This is a genomic window from Undibacterium sp. 5I1, from assembly GCF_034314085.1.
Classification (GTDB): Bacteria; Pseudomonadota; Gammaproteobacteria; order Burkholderiales; family Burkholderiaceae_D; genus Undibacterium.
On record NZ_JAVIWI010000001.1, the window covers coordinates 1607966 to 1628860 of the forward strand.

The 20895-nt window shown below is 45.0% G+C and carries 19 protein-coding genes; 1 reads left to right on the top strand and 18 read right to left on the bottom strand.

From position 1 onward, the window contains the following. Window positions 1-128: 128 nt before the first annotated feature. The 14 genes from der to surE all read right to left on the bottom strand — a co-directional run bounded on the left by der (window position 129) and on the right by surE (window position 15123). Window positions 129-1472 (bottom strand): ribosome biogenesis GTPase Der, encoded by a 1344-nt coding sequence (der, locus tag RGU72_RS07200; RefSeq protein WP_322119081.1) that lies wholly within the window; start codon window positions 1470-1472, stop codon window positions 129-131. Between the two features lie 6 nt (window positions 1473-1478). Further along, the gene (gene bamB / locus RGU72_RS07205) at window positions 1479-2627 is read right to left on the bottom strand and encodes an outer membrane protein assembly factor BamB (protein WP_322119082.1); all 1149 of its coding nucleotides are present in this window, start codon (window positions 2625-2627) and stop codon (window positions 1479-1481) included. A gap of 12 nt (window positions 2628-2639) precedes the next feature. Beyond that, window positions 2640-3305 (bottom strand): tetratricopeptide repeat protein, encoded by a 666-nt coding sequence (locus RGU72_RS07210; protein WP_322119083.1) that lies wholly within the window; start codon window positions 3303-3305, stop codon window positions 2640-2642. Window positions 3306-3317: 12 nt separating this feature from the next. Further along, window positions 3318-4679, bottom strand: coding sequence for a histidine--tRNA ligase (gene hisS, locus RGU72_RS07215; RefSeq protein ID WP_322119084.1), 1362 nt, complete (start codon window positions 4677-4679; stop codon window positions 3318-3320). Window positions 4680-4717: 38 nt separating this feature from the next. Beyond that, entirely contained in the window at window positions 4718-5983 is a 1266-nt protein-coding gene (gene ispG / locus RGU72_RS07220) for a flavodoxin-dependent (E)-4-hydroxy-3-methylbut-2-enyl-diphosphate synthase (RefSeq protein WP_322119085.1), read from the bottom strand. Between the two features lie 2 nt (window positions 5984-5985). Next, window positions 5986-7005 (bottom strand): RodZ domain-containing protein, encoded by a 1020-nt coding sequence (locus RGU72_RS07225; RefSeq protein WP_322119086.1) that lies wholly within the window; start codon window positions 7003-7005, stop codon window positions 5986-5988. After that, complete coding sequence (gene pilW / locus RGU72_RS07230; protein ID WP_322119087.1) at window positions 6998-7798, bottom strand: type IV pilus biogenesis/stability protein PilW; 801 nt, start codon at window positions 7796-7798, stop codon at window positions 6998-7000. The genes RGU72_RS07225 and pilW overlap by 8 nt, the downstream gene beginning before the upstream one ends. Next, window positions 7795-8952: a 23S rRNA (adenine(2503)-C(2))-methyltransferase RlmN gene (rlmN, locus tag RGU72_RS07235; RefSeq protein ID WP_322119088.1), complete on the bottom strand. Its 1158-nt coding sequence runs from the start codon at window positions 8950-8952 to the stop codon at window positions 7795-7797. The genes pilW and rlmN overlap by 4 nt, the downstream gene beginning before the upstream one ends. Before the next feature lie 65 nt (window positions 8953-9017). Continuing rightward, window positions 9018-9443 (bottom strand): nucleoside-diphosphate kinase, encoded by a 426-nt coding sequence (ndk, locus tag RGU72_RS07240; RefSeq protein ID WP_322119089.1) that lies wholly within the window; start codon window positions 9441-9443, stop codon window positions 9018-9020. Between the two features lie 349 nt (window positions 9444-9792). After that, on the bottom strand, window positions 9793-11127 hold the full coding sequence (gene rlmD / locus RGU72_RS07245; protein ID WP_322119090.1) for a 23S rRNA (uracil(1939)-C(5))-methyltransferase RlmD: 1335 nt from the start codon (window positions 11125-11127) through the stop codon (window positions 9793-9795). Window positions 11128-11292: 165 nt separating this feature from the next. Then, window positions 11293-12342 (bottom strand): RNA polymerase sigma factor RpoS, encoded by a 1050-nt coding sequence (rpoS, locus tag RGU72_RS07250; protein ID WP_322119091.1) that lies wholly within the window; start codon window positions 12340-12342, stop codon window positions 11293-11295. Window positions 12343-12468: 126 nt separating this feature from the next. Continuing rightward, entirely contained in the window at window positions 12469-13446 is a 978-nt protein-coding gene (locus RGU72_RS07255) for a peptidoglycan DD-metalloendopeptidase family protein (RefSeq protein WP_322121578.1), read from the bottom strand. A gap of 43 nt (window positions 13447-13489) precedes the next feature. Then, complete coding sequence (locus RGU72_RS07260; RefSeq protein WP_322119092.1) at window positions 13490-14377, bottom strand: protein-L-isoaspartate(D-aspartate) O-methyltransferase; 888 nt, start codon at window positions 14375-14377, stop codon at window positions 13490-13492. Further along, window positions 14374-15123 (bottom strand): 5'/3'-nucleotidase SurE, encoded by a 750-nt coding sequence (gene surE / locus RGU72_RS07265; protein ID WP_322119093.1) that lies wholly within the window; start codon window positions 15121-15123, stop codon window positions 14374-14376. Before surE ends, RGU72_RS07260 begins: the two co-directional genes overlap by 4 nt. Before the next feature lie 108 nt (window positions 15124-15231). Between surE and RGU72_RS07270 the strand changes: the two genes are divergently transcribed. Beyond that, window positions 15232-16212 (top strand): NADPH:quinone oxidoreductase family protein, encoded by a 981-nt coding sequence (locus RGU72_RS07270; RefSeq protein WP_322119094.1) that lies wholly within the window; start codon window positions 15232-15234, stop codon window positions 16210-16212. A gap of 394 nt (window positions 16213-16606) precedes the next feature. Here RGU72_RS07270 and RGU72_RS07275 read toward each other — a convergent pair whose 3' ends face one another. The 4 genes from RGU72_RS07275 to gspF all read right to left on the bottom strand — a co-directional run bounded on the left by RGU72_RS07275 (window position 16607) and on the right by gspF (window position 20893). After that, complete coding sequence (locus RGU72_RS07275) at window positions 16607-17875, bottom strand: HD-GYP domain-containing protein (RefSeq protein WP_322119095.1); 1269 nt, start codon at window positions 17873-17875, stop codon at window positions 16607-16609. Between the two features lie 211 nt (window positions 17876-18086). Next, window positions 18087-18884: a uracil-DNA glycosylase gene (locus RGU72_RS07280; protein ID WP_322119096.1), complete on the bottom strand. Its 798-nt coding sequence runs from the start codon at window positions 18882-18884 to the stop codon at window positions 18087-18089. Window positions 18885-18949: 65 nt separating this feature from the next. Then, window positions 18950-19534 carry a type II secretion system protein N gene (locus tag RGU72_RS07285; protein WP_322119097.1) on the bottom strand — a complete coding sequence of 195 codons (585 nt, stop codon included), beginning with the start codon at window positions 19532-19534 and terminating at the stop codon, window positions 18950-18952. Window positions 19535-19672: 138 nt separating this feature from the next. Beyond that, window positions 19673-20893, bottom strand: coding sequence for a type II secretion system inner membrane protein GspF (gene gspF, locus RGU72_RS07290; protein ID WP_322119098.1), 1221 nt, complete (start codon window positions 20891-20893; stop codon window positions 19673-19675). Between the last annotated feature and the right edge of the window lie 2 nt (window positions 20894-20895).

Genomic DNA, 20895 nt, shown 5'->3' on the forward strand with positions numbered 1-20895 from the left:
GTTGTTGTGATCAGGAGTTGGGGACACATTGCAAAAGTTCAAGAGTCCCAATAGTTGATTACCTTGTAACTGTAATCTATTTTCGCTTGCGCTGCTTGCTAGATCCACCAACGATCAAATGAAAATTCTTATTTTTCAGTTTTAGAGAAAGGATTTTTACCTGAGCGCATTTCTATGCGCAAAGGGGTTCCCACTAAAGAAAAGGTTTCTCGGAAATGTTTTTCCAAATAGCGTTTATATACATCACCAATGGAATCCAAGGCATTGCCGTGAATAACAATAATGGGTGGATTTTGACCGCCTTGGTGGGCATAACGCAGCTTAGGTCTTATCGAGCCTTTACGCTTCGGCTGCTGATGCTCCACAGCTTCTATCAACGCACGAGTTAATTTTGGCGTTGATAAGTTCGCTGTTGCTGCAGCATAAGCAGCATCGACTGATTTCATTAAAGAGGCAATACCGCTAGCTTTTAAAGCAGAAATAAAATGAAACTTAGCAAATGTTAAAAAATTTAGCTTACGTTCAATATCTAATTTGATTTCATCGCGTCTGTCGCTTTGCAAGCCATCCCATTTATTGACACCAATAACTAAGGCTCGTCCAGACTCCAAGATAAAGCCCGCTATATGTGCATCTTGCTCAGATATATCTTGCTGCGCATCGAGCATCAGCAACACGACATTTGCTTCCGAAACCGATTGTAAAGTTTTGACTACAGAAAATTTTTCTATTGCCTCAAACACTTTTCCACGGCGGCGAATACCCGCTGTGTCAATCAAAGTGTAATGTTTTCCATCGCGCTCAAAAGGAATTTCAATCGAATCACGGGTAGTACCGGGCATATCAAATGCTATGACCCGATCCTCGCCTAATAGTGTGTTAACTAAAGTTGATTTACCAACATTGGGACGCCCAACTATCGCGAGCTTGATTCCCCTTACGACATCATCTGGCTCCTCCAATTCTGGAGGTCTTTGCGCAAACGCAATGTCTAACGACTCCTCAACTAAATCTGTTACGCCATCTCCGTGCGCTGCTGAAATGACGTACGGATCGCCTAACCCTAATTCATAAAAATCGGCTGTAACAGAGCTATATTTCATACCCTCAGCTTTATTTACTACCAACATCACGGAGCGTCCAGATTTTCGCAAAAAATCCGTAATAGTTTTATCATGCGGAGTCAAACCCTGACGTCCATCAACGATAAACACAACCACATCAGCCTCAGCTACAGCCTGCTTAGTTTGCTTAGCCATTTCATGCATGATGCCTTCTTTGGCAACGGGCTCGAAACCACCAGTATCTATAACCAAAAATGGACGTTCACCAATACGTCCCTCACCGTAATGCCTATCCCTTGTCAAACCAGGAAGATCTGCCACTAGCGCGTCACGAGAGCGAGTAAGTCGATTGAACAGCGTGGATTTGCCGACATTTGGTCGACCTATAAGTGCAATAACCGGCTTCATTTAGTATTACTCGGTTGTCAATGCAACCACTGCCCCTGATTTGGTTTGAACGATCAAACTCGAGCCAACTACAGTTGGAGCTGCCAAAATTTGACTGCCATCGGTACTAATACGACCGATGAAAGAACCATCCTCTCGTGAGAGAAAATGGATAAAGCCAGAACCGTCGCCAACAGCAACAGCTCGACCGAAAGAAATTGGTGCGGACAAACGCCTGTAAGCTAATTTATCATTTCGCCAAACACTAGCACCGGTACTACGAGCATAAGCGGATACAGCGCCCGAATTATCTGCGGCAAAAACAAATCGCTCATCTGCACTTACACCAACTTCGCTGGATAAAGTTTTCGCCCAGCGCGCAGCACCAGTGGTTAAGTCATAACAACCAACACGTCCTTGATAAGCAGAAACACAAGCCTCATTTCCAATAATAAACGGAGTTCCAGAAACATCGGTAATTCGCTCAAGCTCAGTCGCACCTTTAGGATCTGCAACAGCAACCTCCCAACGCAAACCTCCATTAGCTAAAGAAAAAGATGCTAGCTTACCGCCAGGCAATGCGACTATAGCCCACTGATCCGCGATTGCGATGCCTTGAATGGTACGTAAGGTCAAAATTGGCAGTGGTCTCTCGATAGACCATTTTTTTGTTCCTGTTGCTATATCGTACGCCGCGATTTTGTTATCCATACTACGAACAACCACAACATCTTTGGCCACAGCTGGAGAGGAAAGTATCTCGCTGGAAGTTTGTACACTCCAGTGCAACTTACCCTCGGTATCAAAAGCGAATAACATACCTTTTCGCCCTGCAACAACTATTACAGAAGCGCTAGCACCAACTCCAGCAGTCAAAGAAGAGCCTGCATTGATACGCCAGACCGCCCGACCATTAGCAGCATCCAATCTAACTACAGTACCATCCACTGCAGCCGCATATACGTCTGCACCAACTTGAGCAGGCGTAAATACATATTCACCTGATGAGCCAACCGAGCTTGACCAAAGAGTCTTCACTGGCATGGTCACAGTAAAATCCTGCAAGGTAGCCGGAATATTTTTTGTTTCAGACTTACTCGCAAACGGATTCATAGAGGAACAAGCCGCGAGGGAAAGCAATACTAATGAGGCCAGCAATTTGCCAGAAAAATGCATGAACTACTCCTATTATTTACTAGCTGAATTACTTGCAAGCTTAGCCTCGGCACCACCAAGAGCATCGAGCTTTATTTGGATTAACTGACGCGCAGGATTTTTCTCTTTTGTCTTTTCTAATGCACTCTGAAATGCAGCGCGGGCTTCTACAGGTTTATTTTGAGCGAGATAAATATCGCCTTTCCGATCAGCAATATCTCCAGCAAATTCTGGCGAAAAATCACCTGACAAAAAAGCTAGTCCTTCATCGTAAGCTCGTTCATCCAAGGCAATACCTGCTAAACGAATTTTTGCGATCGCTTTATATTCTTCCACACTACTATGATCAATGACCCAATGTAATTGGGCTTTGACTACTTTGATATCTCCAGCATCAAAAGCACTCTTAGCTGCTGTCATTGCGGACATTGCCGCATATGGTGTTTTAGAAAATTTTTGAACGACGTCATTAGCCGCTCGCTGCACTTTTGCATTATCTTTAGCTTGCACCGCCTTTTGTAGCACGTCATACAATTGTGACGCCTGACTTGACTGATCACGCTGATAGCTGGTCCAGCCCGTCCATGCAGCGTAAGCAGATAAAGCGATTACCAACAGCCAAGTAACTAGGTTGCCGTATTGTTTCCACCATGCTTTGAGAGTGTCTAATTGCTCTTGTTCTTCGAGATCGTATGCCATTTTGTATAAAGTCTAGTGATGAATATGAATATGAGTTGGATCGTCACAGCATTCGCCTGCATCACCGATCCCAGCGATCTGGTCAACCAAATAATCAACAGCAGTATCAAACGGCACCGTGACTTGGTTATTCTCCATATCTTCCGTGCGCATTGCTTTGATACTGACAGTATTCGATGCGGACTCATCCTCACCGATGATGACTGCGTAGGCTGCTCCACTACCGTCTGCTTTTTTCATTTGCGATTTAAAACTACCTACACCGCTTGCAGTTGCGCAATGTAACACAACATCTAGCCCCGCATCGCGCAAACGCTCGCCTAATACGAAAGATTGTTCTTGTGCTTTGCTACCTTGATGCACAAGATAGATATCGCATTGGGCTGGCGCATGTGTCTCGCCAGATGCTTTCATTAACTCCAACAATCGCTCAATCCCCATTGCGAAGCCACAAGCGGGAGTAGGTTTACCACCGAAAATACTAAATAAGGAATCATAGCGACCACCTGCACACACTGTACCTTGTGAACCCAATTGATCAGTTACCCACTCAAAAACTGTACGGTTGTAATAATCCATGCCGCGCACCAGACGTGTATTGATCGTGAATGGAATACTATTGTCACGCAATATTTTTTGAACACCTAAGAAGTGTGACATAGACTCTTCACCAAGATAACTAAGCAGCTTAGGTGCAGCATTTACCATTTCTTGCATTGCCGGATTTTTAGTGTCAAGAATACGCAGAGGATTGCTATGCAAGCGTCGCTGCGCCTCGGCATCTAAAATATCTTTATGATGTTCAAAGTAGGCAATCAATGCTACACGATGCTGAATACGCTCTTCTGCGTCACCAATCGAATTTAGTTCAAGACGTACGTCTTGCAAACCTAAATCATCCCAAAGACGCTGACACATAATGATTAATTCTGCATCGATATCAGGGCCACTAAAGCCTAAAGCCTCAGCCCCTACTTGATGGAATTGACGATAGCGTCCACGTTGCGGCTTTTCATGCCTAAACATGGGTCCGTTGTACCAAAGACGTCGCGGACCTTCGTAAGTCAAATTATGCTCTAGTGCTGCACGCACAACGCCGGCCGTGTTCTCTGGACGCAGGGTTAATTTATCCCCATTCATTGCATCTTCAAAGGAGTACATTTCCTTCTCAACGATATCAGTAACTTCACCAAGACCGCGAGCAAATAAGGCCGTAGGCTCAACGATAGGCGTACGAATTTGTTGAAAGCCATAACTCTTCAAAACAGACTGCACCGTATTTTCAAACAATTCCCATAAGGGAGAATCGGTTGGAAGAAGGTCATTCATCCCCTTCACACCAACAATTTTTTCTATTTTTTTATTTTCAGACATACTTTACAACCTAATTATTTATTAGCCGCATACGTTGGTTACACATTAGAGGGAGTGTAATGATTCTTCACATAATCCAATACGATAGCTTGGAATTCTTCTGAGATATTATCGCCTCGCAAAGTGAGCGCCTTTGCTCCATCAATAAAAACGGGTGCGGCAGGAGACTCGCCGGTACCAGGCAAGCTAATCCCAATATTGGCATGTTTGGATTCTCCGGGACCATTTACGATACAGCCCATCACCGCAACATTCATGCTTTCCACGCCGGGATATTGTTTTTTCCAAACAGGCATCTGATCGCGTAAAAAGGTTTGAATACTATCTGCCAATTCTTGGAATACAGTAGAAGTAGTACGCCCGCATCCTGGGCAAGCAATCACCATAGGAGTGAATTTTCTTAAACCCATCGTCTGTAAAATTTCTTGCCCAACTACGACTTCCTTACAACGATCACCGCCTGGCTCAGGAGTAAGAGAAATACGAATCGTATCGCCAATCCCCTCTTGCAACAACACAGATAGTGCGGCTGTCGATGCCACAATACCTTTGCTGCCCATACCTGCTTCTGTCAAGCCTAAATGCAAAGGAAAGTCACAGCGCTGCGCAAGTTCTCGATACACAGCAATTAAATCCTGCACTCCTGAAACCTTGCAAGACAGAATAATCTTATCGCCAGCTAAACCTAGCTCTTCAGCTCGTTGTGCATTTTCTATTGCAGATGTAATCAACGCCTCATACATCACCGTTTGCGCACTCCACGGCTCTGCACGCTGTGCGTTTTCATCCATAATACGCGCGAGTAAAGCTTGATCGAGACTCCCCCAGTTCACTCCGATACGAACAGGCTTATCGTAGAAACATGCCATCTCTATCATCTGTGCAAACTGAGTATCGCGTTTTGCGCCCTGCCCTACATTGCCTGGATTGATACGATACTTGGATAAAGCCCGGGCACAATCAGGAAAGTCTTTTAGCAACGTATGTCCGTTGTAATGAAAATCCCCAACCAAGGGAACATCTATTTCCATCTTATCCAATTGCGCACGAATCGCTGGCACTGCTGCCGCAGCTTCCGCATTATTAACAGTCAACCTAACAAGTTCAGAACCAGCTCTTGCTAACTCTTTAATTTGAATGGCAGTACCGATTACATCAGCGGTATCCGTGTTTGTCATCGACTGAACCACAACTGGCGCAGAACCACCAACGATAACTTGACGCGAGCCATATACAATTTTTGTACTCCGGCTCAAGCGGCGTATAAATGGTCCAGATGCTATGCCAGAAAAAGAAGATGTCATACTTACTTCACACTTAGGTTAAAAACGTTGCTTTCTTTTGTCGGCGCAATATTTAGAGAAACGCCACGTAATGTCCCATCAACACCAGCTGCATTGCCAATTTTTATCTGCAAAACTTCTTTTACATCAAAACTCTCTTCTGTTCCGGCCTTTGCCATGTGGGACGTTAATACGCTACCGTTTTCACGCTTTAGTAGTATCCAAGAATCTTGCCGAAATTTAAATTTTATTAAATTATTTGGTGAATTAACTACCGCAGGCAGGGTAGATTGAGCGGAAATAGTTGCTTGCTGATCAGACACGTTAGTATTTAAAGGTGGCACTGGAGAGACATCCGCAACTGTGCCTTGATCAGACTGCGCAACCTTAGCCCGCGCCGTATCAGAAGACGGGATTTGAAGTTGTCCATCTGAGCTCTTTTGAGTGGTTAGAGTGTCTAAGGCAACGGGGGGCGCCAAATCTGACGGGATCGCGATCCTGGTCGTTGTCCCCAAACTGGATGAGGATTTAGAAGATATTAAATTTTGAATAAAACTGATGCGTTCATATTTTTGCATCACAAAAAAACTAATCGCCAACACAGCAAGAACAATGGCTCCCCACACGTATTTTTTGTTATTTGCGTCCTGACGTCCCATTAAAGGCAATCTGGATTCAAGAAACGGAGTTGTCAGTGCAGGTCTCAAATACGCGGACTGAACTGGAGGTTCCAAATTTTTCGGCAACAATGCCAAAATTGGTTCTCCGTCTATTTTAAGTAACTTAGCATAAGACCGTATAAAACCTCGAACTATTACCATTTTTGGCAAAGCATCAAATTGATCAGCTTCTAATGCAATTATCTGCCTTGCAGAAAGCTTTAACTGATCCGCTATTTGCTGGACAGTAAAGTCTTTTTGTTGCCTCATCAATGCAAGAAAAGCTCCTGCAGACTTGATTGTAGATGTGTCAATTACTACATCATCGGCAACTATAGATAAATTTAATTGATCTTCAGGCAAACTCACACCAGCATCATTCATTAAAAGCTCCCTGCTGAAACAGAGCGTATTCTTTAGAATTGGCGTAACGTCGCCGCAATTGCACGCCCAAACCGTTGACAGCCGACTGATCACCCAGTTTATTTTCTATTTTAATAGCCAACCAAAGGACATCTGCAGCAAATACATCCGCTTTGAGTACACGGTTTATATAAAACTTGGCTTTCTCGTACTCACCCCGATCAAAGTAAATTTTTGCAAGATTTGCATTTATGGTTGGACTAGATGGGTCAGCCCGAAATGCCTGCATAAAATATCCCTCTGCTTTGGCAGTATCTTTTAGCCGCAAACTACAAACACCAGCGTTGTTAAGCACCTTAATCGGATTCGAGTACGTAGGATCTTTCAATGCCTTATCGAAGTAAGTCATTGCCTGTTTTTCTTTTCCATTTTGGCACAAGAACCAACCGTAGTTATTTGCTATATCCGAATTATTGGGAGTCAATTTTAAAGCACGTTGAAAATCATCTTCCGCCAGCTGCTTCTCACCAGTATCCATGTATATCAAAGCTCTGACGCTATAGGCATCAACTAAATCAGGGGACATGATCAACGCCTGCCTAATTTCATCCAGTGCGACTTTATATTGTCCTTGCTGATAATAGCCAATCGCCAATTCCATGCGAATAGCTGCTCTCTTTTGCAAATCGACGCTTTCAGCTGGCGGGTTACTCTCAGGCTTAAACCCCTCAGGTTTTTTGCTTGCACATGCGGACAACATCAGCGCCAGTACGACGCCGGATAAAAAACGATAGTGCAATCCAAAAATTTTCACTGAGTGATCTCCACGATCTTGCCAAAATTTTTACCGAACTTGGTTTGATATTCCGCCATTTTTTGCATACGTTCTTGCACTCGTGTTCGGTCCTGGACCTCACCTGCTAACTGCCCACAGGCGGCATCAATATCATCGCCTCGCGTCTTACGTATGGTTGTCACTAATCCCGCATCCATCAGCACTTGGGCAAAAGCCTTTATACGAGGATTGGCCGAACGTTTTAAACCCGACTCCGGAAAAGGGTTAAACGGGATCAAGTTAAACTTACAGGGAACATTTTTAACTAATTGCACCAGCTCACGAGCATGTTGATCGGTATCATTTACGCCATCCAACATGCAGTATTCAAATGTCACGAAATCACGTGGAGCATAATCCAAATACCGCTTGCAAGCCGCCATTAATTCATGCAACGGGTGTTTTTTATTTAATGGTATTAAGCTGTCGCGCAGAGTGTCGTTTGAGGCATGTAAAGACACTGCCAACGCCACTGCACACTCTTGGGACAACTTATCAATCATCGGCACCACACCGCTGGTAGACAACGTAACACGACGACGTGATAAACCATAGGCATTATCATCTAACATCAGACGCAAAGCGGTGACCGTTGGCTCAAAATTCAATAAAGGTTCGCCCATCCCCATCATTACTACGTTAGTAATTTGACGTTCGCCTTTTGGTCCCGGCGCTATACCTTTAGTTTTACGTAATAAAAACTCAGCCATCCAAAGTTGACCAATAATTTCACCAACGCTTAAATTACGATTAAATCCTTGCTTACCCGTTGAGCAAAAGCGGCAATTGACTGCACAACCGGCCTGGGTGGAGATACACAAGGTTCCACGATTCTCTTCGGGGATAAATACTGCTTCTACAGCATTGCCCTGTCCCACATCCAACAACCATTTGCGCGTCCCGTCTGTTGACGTATGGTCGCTAATGATCGCAGGAGCGGCAATAAAGGCTCGCGTAGATAATTTTTCTCTTAGCGATTTTGCGAGATCGCTCATCTCTTCGAAACTACTGGCACCGAACTGGTGTATCCAGCGCTGCAATTGCTTGGCGCGAAACGGCTTCTCACCCAACTCACCGCAATAAGCGACGAGTTGCAAGGGATCTAGGTCCAACAAATTGGTGAGAGCCGTCATATGCATCCTCCTTCACATCCTGCTTAAGTATCACTATCAAAACAAGACGATATTACAAACTGTGATTAACGTGAGTACACGTTCAACGCTGGGAAGAAGTAAGCGATTTCGATGGCGGCTGTTTCAGCTGCATCGGAACCGTGTACTGCATTTGCGTCGATTGATTCTGCGAAATCTGCACGAATTGTGCCTTTTTCTGCTTTCTTTGGATCTGTTGCACCCATCAGATCACGATTTTTCAAAATCGCGCCTTCGCCTTCTAATGCTTGAACAAAAACTGGGCCAGAAATCATGAAATCAACCAGATCTTTGAAGAATGGGCGTGCAGCGTGAACTGCATAAAAACCTTCTGCTTCAGCGCGGGACAATTGCGTCAAGCGGGCAGCGACTACTTTCAAGCCAGCAGCTTCAAAGCGGCTAACAATTTGACCGATAACGTTTTTTGCAACTGCGTCAGGCTTAATAATAGACAATGTACGTTCGATAGCCATCTAAAAACTCCAATAAAATGAAAGGGTTAAGACAAAATTTCAAGAATTCGTCTAACCCTCTATTTTATCATAAAAGCGACCAATCTGAGGTAAGTTGCCAATAAAGACAATTACTTGCAAGAATTATTTTTAAATAAGTACTTGGTCGCCGAAAGCACCAATCAGATCAGTTGTTTATCTCCAAACGCGAGTGTAAAAACTGCAAAATGGTATATGCGACGATCAGCCCGGTTAACTAAATCAACATTTAATCTAGAAATTTTTCTGAATTACGGGGAGTATATGCATAATTAGCCGTATTATCCAGCATTTCTATGGATAATTTTAAATACACCCGCCCAGTATTAAACTAATCCAAATCAAAAACTGCCATCGATTCTACGTGAGAAGTATGTGGGAACATATTGACGACGCCAGCAAAACTCAAGCGATAGCCGGCCTGATTGACCAACATGCCAGCATCACGTGCTAGCGTGGATGGACTACATGACACATACACAATACGCTTAGGCTTCAACTCTGGCGCTAAGCTGCCCAAATCGATCAGGGCTTGGCAAACTGCCATCGCACCATCGCGTGGGGGATCGACCAAAAAACGATCAAACTTACCCAAGGCAACGAAATCTTGCGCAGTAACTTCAAACAAATTACGCGTACCAAATGAAGTCGTCGCCTCTAATCCGTTGGCACGAGCATTCTCCATTGCCCGCTCTGTCAACGTGGAGCTACCCTCGATCCCCACAACTTCTTTTGCTAAAGTTGCAATCGGCAGCGTGAAATTGCCTAAACCGCAGAACAAGTCGGCAATGCGTTCGTCTTTTTGCACATCCAGCAAACGCAGAGCACGCTCGACCAGAACTCGATTGATATGATGATTAACCTGAGTAAAATCAGTCGGCTTAAATGGCATTTTTATACCAAACTCGGGCAATAAATAATGCAATTCACTTTGCTCTGGATAAAACGGGGTGGCTGTTTCTGGCCCTTTGGTTTGCAACCACCATTGGACTTGATATTGATCTGCAAAAGCCTTCAGCTTTACTTCATCCTCGGCAGTCAGTGCCTCCATGATGCGTAATACCATTGCGGTTACGTCCTCGCCTATCGCTAGCTCGATTTGTGGTAACGCCTCAATAATCGATAAAGACGAAATCAGATCACGCAATGGCATGAGCATTGCAGACACATGCGGCGGTAAAATCTCGCAGGTTTCCATATTGGCGACATAGCGAGATTTTTTCTCATGAAAACCGACTAAGACTATGCCTTTTTTATGTACATTACGCACAGAAAGCCGGGCGCGATAACGGTAGCCCCAAGTCGGACCATAAATCGGTCGCAACATCGTCTCTGCTTTCACCTTGCTAATATGCCAGAGATTATCTTCCAGCACGCGCTGCTTCATCGCCACTTGTGCATTTGACTCCAGGTGCTGCATAGAGCAACCGCCGCATACGCCAAAAAATTCACATTTAGGCTTAACCCGTTGTGACGACTCGCGCACCAAGTGCGTCATATTGGCAGCTTCCCAGGTCGCCTTCTTTTTGAATGTACTGAAGCCAACTACCTCACCTGGCAAAGCTCCTTCAACAAAAACAACTTTTCCTGGAGTGCCATCTTCATTTTCCAGATGACCAACGCCACGTGCGTCCATGTCGAAAGAACGGATATTAATAGTATTCATAATAATTGCGGCGTGATGCACAGATCACGCCGATCAGGTTTAATTCAGAAAACGGGATTATAGGAGAAACTACGGAGAAAGCGCGTAGAAACTTGGGAGCAGGCTCACAACCAGCTAGAAATTACCTTACTTACAGTGCAGCCCAAAGCACATCAGTCAGGTAAATCACAGTAGTGCATCACGTTCTACGCCGCGCGACGAGAAGGATCGCTTGAGCTTAATCAGCGCCTCTTGCTGGATTTGTCGCACACGTTCACGCGTGATACCCATTTCATCCGCCAAGGTCTCTAGCGTTGCGGGATCATCATTATCAAGGCCAAACCTACGCACGATGACGATACGTTGCTTGTCCGGCAGCTTAGACAACCAATCTCTGACCAAAATAGTCATCTCATGCTGCTCTGCACGAATATCCGGTGTGTCATCGCTATCACCTGGCAGCATGTCCATCAAACTAGATTGCGGATCATTATCCAGAGGCGTATCGAGCGATGTTGCATGCTCAGACAAAGCAAGAATATCTTGCACCTCATCCAGCGGTCTGTCGACCAAATGGGCGATATCTTCTAGCGCAGCATCACGACCATCATGCTGCTGTGATTCCAGATGATATTTGGCACGTAAAATCTGGTTCAGTTCACGCACCATGTGCACAGGCAAACGGATAGTGCGCGCTTGGTTCATGATGGCGCGCTCAATACTCTGGCGTATCCACCATGTGGCGTAAGTCGAAAAACGGAAGCCGCGCTCAGGCTCGAACTTATCAATCGCATGCATCAACCCCAGATTACCCTCCTCTATCATATCGAGCAAGGCGACGCCGCGATTGATGTAATGCTTAGCGATGGAAACGACGAGCCGCAAATTGTGCTCGATCATTTTTTGGCGTGCTTCAAAATTACCTTGCTTGGCCAAAGTTGCATAGTGCAATTCTTCTGCGACAGAGAACAATGGGCGAGTGCCGATTTGATTCAGATAATGCTGCGTCGTATCGGTCGACAACTCAGCGGCTAATACTGTTTTCAGCTCATCAATCGGAGCAACGATTAAAGAAATCGGATTATCGTTTTGCCCATCCTCAGCCTCTTCAACCTCATCTTCAGAAAAATCTGATGAGTTGGATCGTTCAGCGTTGGCATCAACCAGACCATCTTGATCTTGATCGTCGTCCGTTTCAGGCGATTGCAGTTGATGTTTAGTTGAAGTATTGGGCATAGTGTGAGTTAAACGACTTATCCTATTTTGAACTTACTGACTAATTATTTTCTAACCAAAATTAAATAATGATTGCTCTTGATTCTAGCGTTGGCTCTAGCATTGTTTCTAGTAACCGATTACTAATTACTGATGCGGCAAAAATTTAGACGGATCAACTGGCTTGCCTTGCTGCCTGATTTCAAAATGCAACTTCACAGTATCACTATCAGAATCACCCATCTCGGCAATTCTCTGCCCTTTTGCAATAGTCTGTCCTTCAGTGACCAAAATGGTTTTGTTGTGAGCATATGCAGAGAGCAAGGTGCTTGTATGCTTGATGATCACAAGATTACCATATCCACGAATACCGTTACCGGCATACATTACTTTGCCAGCGCCAGCAGCCATGACACTCTGTCCCAGTTTGCCTGAAATATCGAGGCCCTTATTTTTTGCATCATCAAATCCGGCGATTACTTTCCCCTCTGCTGGCCAGATCCAATCCACCACATCGCTGTCTGGAGTTGCAGCGTCAATTGGTTTATCTCGCTTAGGAACAGCAACTACCGCAGCCGGAGGCACGACATCTGATTTAGCAACAACCGGAGTGGCAGGACTCACTGCACCAGTCGAATCAAGCTTTTGTAGCTCAGCTAAATTGGCGTCTGAATATGGACGCTTATCACCGCGTGGACTGGTCTTATTGGTTGATGGATTTATTGGTGCCGCCGTAAGCGATCTCACTTCTACGCCACTGGTGTTGACACTGCCTGTTTGCACAGAGGCGGTTCCATCTGGCGGCGCTACGCGCAAAACTTGATCTACTTTAATGTCATTAGGATTTTTTAAGTTATTCCATGCGACCAGATCGCTATAACTTTGCCCATTGTCTAACGCAATTCTGAATAAAGTATCACCACGCTTAACAACATAAGTCCCGCGAGTATCGGCTGGTTTTGGCGCGACTTTTGATACGTCCGTAACACCTTTGGAGTCTGCTTTTATGCTGTCACTTCCGCGATCAATCACCGGGGCATTATTGGGCGTGGTACTACACGCAGTGATAACACCTGATAGAGCAACTGCGGGGACTAATGTGATTAATAACTTTAATTTCTTCATACTCATTGCAGATTCAATTAATTAAATAATGGATTCATCAAATTTAGATGACGCCTTGATGTAAAGGGACGAAATGACATTGCTCAAGTATCGAACTTTGCCACTCATGTTTTGCGGTACGCTGAATTAATTGTAAAACTTGTTTAGCGCCACCCACTGGTGCGATCAGGCGGCCACCAATTGCTAGCTGCTCCAATAATGCCTTTGGCACTTCCATACCTGCGGCAGCCAAGATGATACCGTCAAATGGCGCAACTTGAGGCAAGCCCAACATACCATCGCCATAATGCAATCGAATATTCGCAATTCGCATGGGGCGCAGGTTGTTTTTAGCGAGTTCGTGCAGCGCTTTAATCCGTTCAATCGAATACACCTCTTTTGCCACCAAGGACAATACGGAAGCCTGATAGCCGCAGCCAGTTCCGATTTCTAAAACACGATTGAGTTTGCCATCATTACGCATAATTTCTATCATGCGCGCCACGATATAAGGCTGTGAAATCGTTTGGTGATGCCCAATAGGAAGCGAAGCATCAACATAGGCCTGACTTGACATACCAGGCTCAATAAAAAGATGGCGTGGAATTGCCTCCAGCGCAGCTAATACTAAGCGATCTTTAACACCTTGCTGAGCAACACGTGCCACCATTGCACGCCGCACACCGTCCGAGACTAAAGGACGAGAGCTCACTACGCTGGACGATGTCTGATCAGATTTTGTCGTTGGATTAGGATTAAGCGACGATGACCGGAGCGAATTTTTTGCGGCATTTTGTTTAGTGGCTCCATGTTTGGCGGCATTTTGCGTCGCGGTCTGGGGTGTCGCCGTTTTTACCAAATGCGCTGAAGTAGATTGACGATGCGTTTGCTGCTTAGCGCTATCCATCACGGAAGACAATTGCAAGGGAAAACGTTTTTCATTTTTGGTCATGCTTCACCCACACCAAAATCGTCTTGCAATTGCGATAGTTGTTTTGTATTGGTCAGATCAATTTGCAAAGGCGTGACCGATACATAGCCTTGCGCTGTCACAAAAAAATCTGTGCCTTCGCCTGCCTCTTTTGCTTTACCTGGTGGGCCTATCCAATAAATAACACGACCATGTGGATCTTGCGCTTTAATCACAGGCTCGGACATATGGCGCTTGCCCAGGCGCGCAGCACGGATCCCTTTAATATCCGGCATAGGCAAATTAGGGATATTCACATTCAACAAATAGGGTATGGGCAGCGCGGTAAAACCTTGCTTGACCATGTTCAGTGCTATTTTTGCCGCATCCTCAAGATGTGACCATCCTTTATCGACTTGCGAAAAAGCGATGGCGGGTATGCCAAATAAATATCCCTCAGTCGCGGCGGCTACCGTACCGGAATACAAAGTATCGTCCCCCATATTCTGTCCCTGATTAATACCAGAAACGATCAAATCAGGCTTCTCCTGCATGATTGATGTCAGCGCAATGTGCACGCAATCAGAGGGAGTGCCATTCACAAAATAAAAACCGTTCGACGCGCGCTGAGCTGACAAGGGTCGATCCAATGTCAAGGCGTTAGAACTACCGGAGCGATTGCTGTCAGGCGCGACCACGACAATGTCGGCAATAGATGCTAAAGCATCGGCCAAAGCGACAATGCCAGGAGCGAGGTAACCATCGTCATTACTGATCAGGATTTTCATAAGAAACATTTTAACCGATGCAACATTGTAATTTGAGACAAGCGTCGGATTTTTGCGGCATAATCACAAAATCAAACGGTCGTACTATTTTAAAGAGGAGACAAATACATGAAAGCCGTACTTTGCAAAGCATGGGGTTTACCAGATACCTTGGTCGTAGAAGAGTTGCCAGATCTTGTTGCAAGCGCTGGACAAGTGGTGATTGATGTAAAAGCCGCCGGGGTTAACTTCCCAGATGTTCTGATCATCCAAAACAAATATCAATTTAAACCAGAATTGCCTTTCACCCCGGGCAGCGAATTGTCTGGAGTGGTGAGGGCCGTCGGTGATGGAGTCAGCAATATCAAGGTCGGCGATAAAGTAATTGCCTTCATCGGTCACAGCGCATTCGCACAGCAGGTCGTAGCACCTGCGCAAGCGGTGATGCCTATGCCACTTGGAATGGATTTCGATACTGCAGCAGCGATTACTCTCACCTATGGCACATCGCATCACGCGGTAGTCGATCGTGCTCAGTTAAAAGCCGGAGAAACGATGTTGGTGCTAGGCGCTGCCGGTGGCGTTGGCCTGGCAGCGATTGAAATCGGCAAAGCATTAGGGGCACGCGTAATCGCCGCGGCCTCGTCCGATGAGAAGCTCGCTATTTGCAAAGAACATGGCGCCGATCTGACGATCAACTACAGTACACAAGACCTGCGTGAGGCAATCAAAGCGGCAACAGATGGTAAAGGGCCAGATGTTATTTACGATCCGGTTGGTGGCATCTATGCAGAACCTGCATTCCGCTCCATTGCTTGGCGCGGACGTTATCTGGTCGTGGGATTTGCAAATGGTGAAATCCCGAAATTGCCATTAAACTTAACGCTGCTCAAAGGTGCTTCTTTAGTCGGTGTGTTTTGGGGAGAATTTGCCAAACGCGAACCTAAAGCAAATCTGGCAGCAATGCGCGAATTAATTGGCTGGTTAGCTGAAGGCAAAATCAAACCACGAATTTCTGGGCGCTATGCATTAAAAGATACGGCGATTGCGTTGAACGATATAGCCGCTCGCAAAGTTACCGGCAAAGTTGTTATACAGCCAGAGAAGTAATTTTCAGTTTTTTGCATGCATAAGACTTACGCAAAGCCGCCCAGCTTCTTGCAGCACTAAAGTAATTTCTTCGTTGCTGCGCTTTACTGGGACAATTTTGTGTAAGTCTTAATTAAAGATATCGACGCAGAACTTGTGCAAAACTCATCCATCATAAAAGAGACGGATAAGATTCCCCGCTTAATCTAGCGCAAGTTCAATACGCCGAAAATCAATATACTCCCCAATATTTTTAAAAAATATGCCTTATTGCCCAGTTAATCTCTGGACGACTAAAATATACTCATCATGAGTATTATATTTACCTTGAATAGCAATCCAAATAAAAAAGCAATCAAAATGAGTGCTTATTCATGTCGCAACAACCATTAAGAATCGTCTTTTCAAATGCCAATCAAGCAGTGGGGGAAGTCGCATCACCAAGCCAATAACGACTTATGTCTTTTAAACCCCACTTACTAGCATCCTCACGGCCTACAATTTTATCTTGTGAACCAGCCCGGGCTAAATCAATCAATTCCGGCACAATATAACCTAGAGATTTGATGGAGAAAAAAACGCGCACTTTAGGTAACAACAAAGACTTACCGACTTGCTGCTCGACCACCACGCCAAGCCGTCCAGACTCCAGCCGGATTAATGTTCCGACTGGGAAGATGCCAATACTTTTTACGAAAGCCTGGAATATTTTTTCGTCAAAATGACCTTTGCTCCACTCCGCCATTTTCCGCAACGATTCCGCCGGGCACCAGCCCTGTTTATAGGGGCGATTAGATGTGATGGCATCATAGACATCGCACACAGCGCCCATACGCGCAAACAAGCTAATCTGCTCACCCGATAAACGATCGGGATAACCACTGCCGTCCATTTTTTCGTGATGATGCAGACAAACATCCAAAGCAACGTCGCTAATTCCCTTTACCTCTAACAACATTTTATAACCAGCTGCCGGATGTTCCTTCACCGATATAAATTCATCGTCTGTCAATTTGCCTGGCTTGTTTAAAATATCAGACGAAACCATCATCTTGCCGATATCGTGTAATAAACCGGCCAGACCAGCATCGCGTATTTCGGCATCACTCAACCCGAGTTGCTTAGATAACGCGATCATCAATGCACACACCGCGATGGAATGCATGTAGGTGTAATCGTCTTTTGTTTTGAGGCGAACCAAGCCGATTAAAGCACCAGAATTACGCATGACTGAAGAGGCAATTTCCTCAACTAATGGCAAGGCATTCTCGACATCAACAGCATTGCCCATGCGTGCCTCGTGGAACATCGAAAAAACAGCTTGCTTCGATTTGCTAACAATTTTTGCTGCACGTCCTAGCTCTTCATCCATTGAGACACTTCGTATCTCTTTAAACGACTGCATCTGGACGGCTTCAGCCGGCTCAACTGGTTTAGCAACTGTTGGTTCTGCAACAATTTCTTCAGGCTCTTCATCGCTATCTTCCGCGGGATGAAAAACATCAAGTCCTTTTATCGTATCAATCCAAGCTTCTTTGATCTTTGTGCTGAGTACCTTATTTAATACATTTTGATCTTCTAGCAAAAAAGATTTTTGCCAAAATGGAGTGTCCATCCAGGAACTGCATAACTCCTGCACGTACATTCCGACTCGCAGTTGATTAGTTTCTATTTTTTTCAGCATGTTTGATCTTAGTTACACTGATTATCTCGACTGGCGATGACCTTATCTTCGGTAGCTTAGACTGAAGCAATTTTATGCGATACAAAGCAACAAATTTTCAGTTCTTAGTTTATTCCACAATTGAAGATTTGAATCAGTATCCTAAGTATTTTTATTACGGTTATTTATCGTAATGGTAAATCTAGCTAACGATCAGAATGAGTAGAGGTATTTATGCAAGACGTTTATGCAACAAGTTCATCGGGGCAAAAAAATCTTGCATATTTTTATTCCCAATAAATGACAAGTTGTACGGATGCTCAGCAATCTGTTGTTGAAATAAAGATACCACTGACATCTGCTGTAACTGTTCAGCAATTTTGCCCCATAAGACCAGAATGGTGGGCTTTACTGTCGTTTGCTGTTGATCGTTCAATGCCAAAAAAATGGATTGAAGAAATGGCAGCCAGGCTTTTGCATCTTTGGCAGGTGCAACATCGGATCGAAACACCAATGACGCATTCAATAACAAAAATCCTTGTGCGAGCAAATTATCTTGCAACTCTGGCAGAGATTGAATGAAGACAGAATCAGTCGCTCTCGCTTTGCTTGCGACCTCAGCAACCGCAGAAATAGAAGTGTTTTCTAGCGTCAAATAGCCGCCCGTAACCAATAACATTTTGATGAAATTACGTAGCGATGTTGCACGATTCACTTTTTTGGATAAGCCGCCGCCAGTCTCTTGCGACCATAAATCTGTGACGGCACCATCCATAAAACAAAATCCGGTAGCACTGTCTTCCCGAGGATAAGGACCCTCACCTACCAGCACATAACGTACCGCATCAATAGGTATGGCAAATGCAGCAAATAAACGTCCCGCGGTAGGTAAAAAATGGGAGCCTGACAGATTACTCAAATACTCTGGATCTGCCGCTTTTACTGCGGCCAAACCTTGGTGCAAAGCTGGATGCCAGGATGGATGAGCCTGAGCCAAGGCATCTTGTAAAAATTGAGGAAGTGTATTCACTAATAGGCTTAATAGACTTAGAAGACTTACCGGCCTGATTGAGCCGTATTGAGACTAATCTTCAGTTATTGCTGATTATCTGGAGGCGTTGGTGTAGAGGCTGGTTGCGGCGTTAAAACAGGTACGCCACCACTAATAGAAATACCAGGATTATTTCCACTAAAAACCTGACGACTGTTTGATGGGAACGCAATTGGATTTGGCGGAGCCATGGTAGCAGCACCATTTGGACTGATCGGTGCGCTGGTAATAGTTGCTGATGGTGGCAGCTCAACTCGCTTGGAAATACCGTTTTCAGAAATCAAAATATATTGATCATAAACGGCCTTCAGCGTGACCCCTGGAGATAACTCTTGATCAATCCCAACAGCTTGAGCTGGCCTGCCATTGGCGCTGATGATGGCGACACTTTCTATTTGTCGAACAGCGAGTATCACGCCTTTTAATTGATAATTACTAGCCGCTTGTGCTACTTGACTTTGACCAAATACACTACCCCACTGGCCAGCACCTGGCTCAAATGCAGCAGACTGCATCGGTACGGCTACAGCACGTGCTTGCGGTTTAAATAGATGGATACCCCAAAAACTAAGGGACATACATAAGGCAATAAACATCAAAAAACTGACTATTAATGGGGCACGCTTCATTTCATTCCTTGCTTATGGCAGATAACTCAACTTAGTTAATCATCTAAGTTAATCGCCTTGATTAATCTACCCAATAAATTGGCCTGATTAGTCAGGATCAATAGCTTGGTAGTGTTTGCAATATTGGTGATTAAGTTGTCAGCGAACCAGTTGATTAATTTCAATAATTGGCATCAACACGGCAAGTACAATCAGTAGCACAACTACACCCATTGCCAGAATTAATGCGGGTTCCAGCAGACCTGCCATCGTCAATGCACGGCGCTCTAAATCCTGTTCTTGTGCATTAGATGCACGCTCCAGCATCGCTGGCAGCTCACCGGTGACTTCGCCTGCACGTATCATATGAATTAACATAGGAGGAAAGTGCTTATGTGCTGACAACGCGCGCGCTAAGCCCACACCTTCACGTACGCTGGCGGTCGCATCTTCCACTTGCTGGCGCATTGCGACATTAGACAAGGTCTCCCGACTGGTTTGCAAAGCACGCAAAATAGGTACGCCAGAGCCAGTAGTAATCGCCAGAGTGCTGGCAAAGCGTGAGGTATTCAAACTACGTTCAAACTTGCCATATAAGGGTGCCGTTAACAACCAGGTATGCCAGCGCATTTTGACATCTGGATTCTTAAGCGCCATGCGCCAGCTCCAGAACGCAACTGCAATCACGATTCCGACGAACAATCCATAGCTACGCACAAAATCAGATATCGCCAACATCATCACGGTTAAGAAAGGTAATTTTTGTTTTGTATTGGCAAAAACAGAGACGATCTGCGGCACCACATAGGTCAACAAAAATATCACAATCGCAAACGCAACGACCGTGACAATGGCCGGGTAAGTAAAGGCTAATTTGACTTTTTGCACCAAGGCATTGCGGCGCTCAATATAATCTGCCAAGCGCGATAATACACGCGACAAATGACCGATTTGCTCGCCGGAAGCAACCAGTGCGCAATAGATATCGGCAAAGTCATTTGGATGCTGTTTCAGACCATCAGACAGAGACGCGCCGGCCATCACTTCTGAGCGAATAGATGCAATCAAATCACGGATATAACTGCGTTCTGATTGCTCTAACAAGGCTGACAACGATTGCTCTAAGGGTAAGCCTGCTTCTAACAAGCTCGCTAACTGTCTGGTAAATAGCGCAAGTTCTACTGTAGATAAATGCTCGCCAAAAATACTGCGTCGCTTCTTACCTTCCGCATCGAGTTGATTGGCAATCAGTTCAACAGTGATGGGTAAAAAATTCTGGCTACGCAAATCGGCACGCGCTGCGCGCGCACTATCTGCGTTGACCACACCTTTTTTGCTTAGTCCATCTGGATCAATGGCTTCATATCTGAATGCTGGCACGA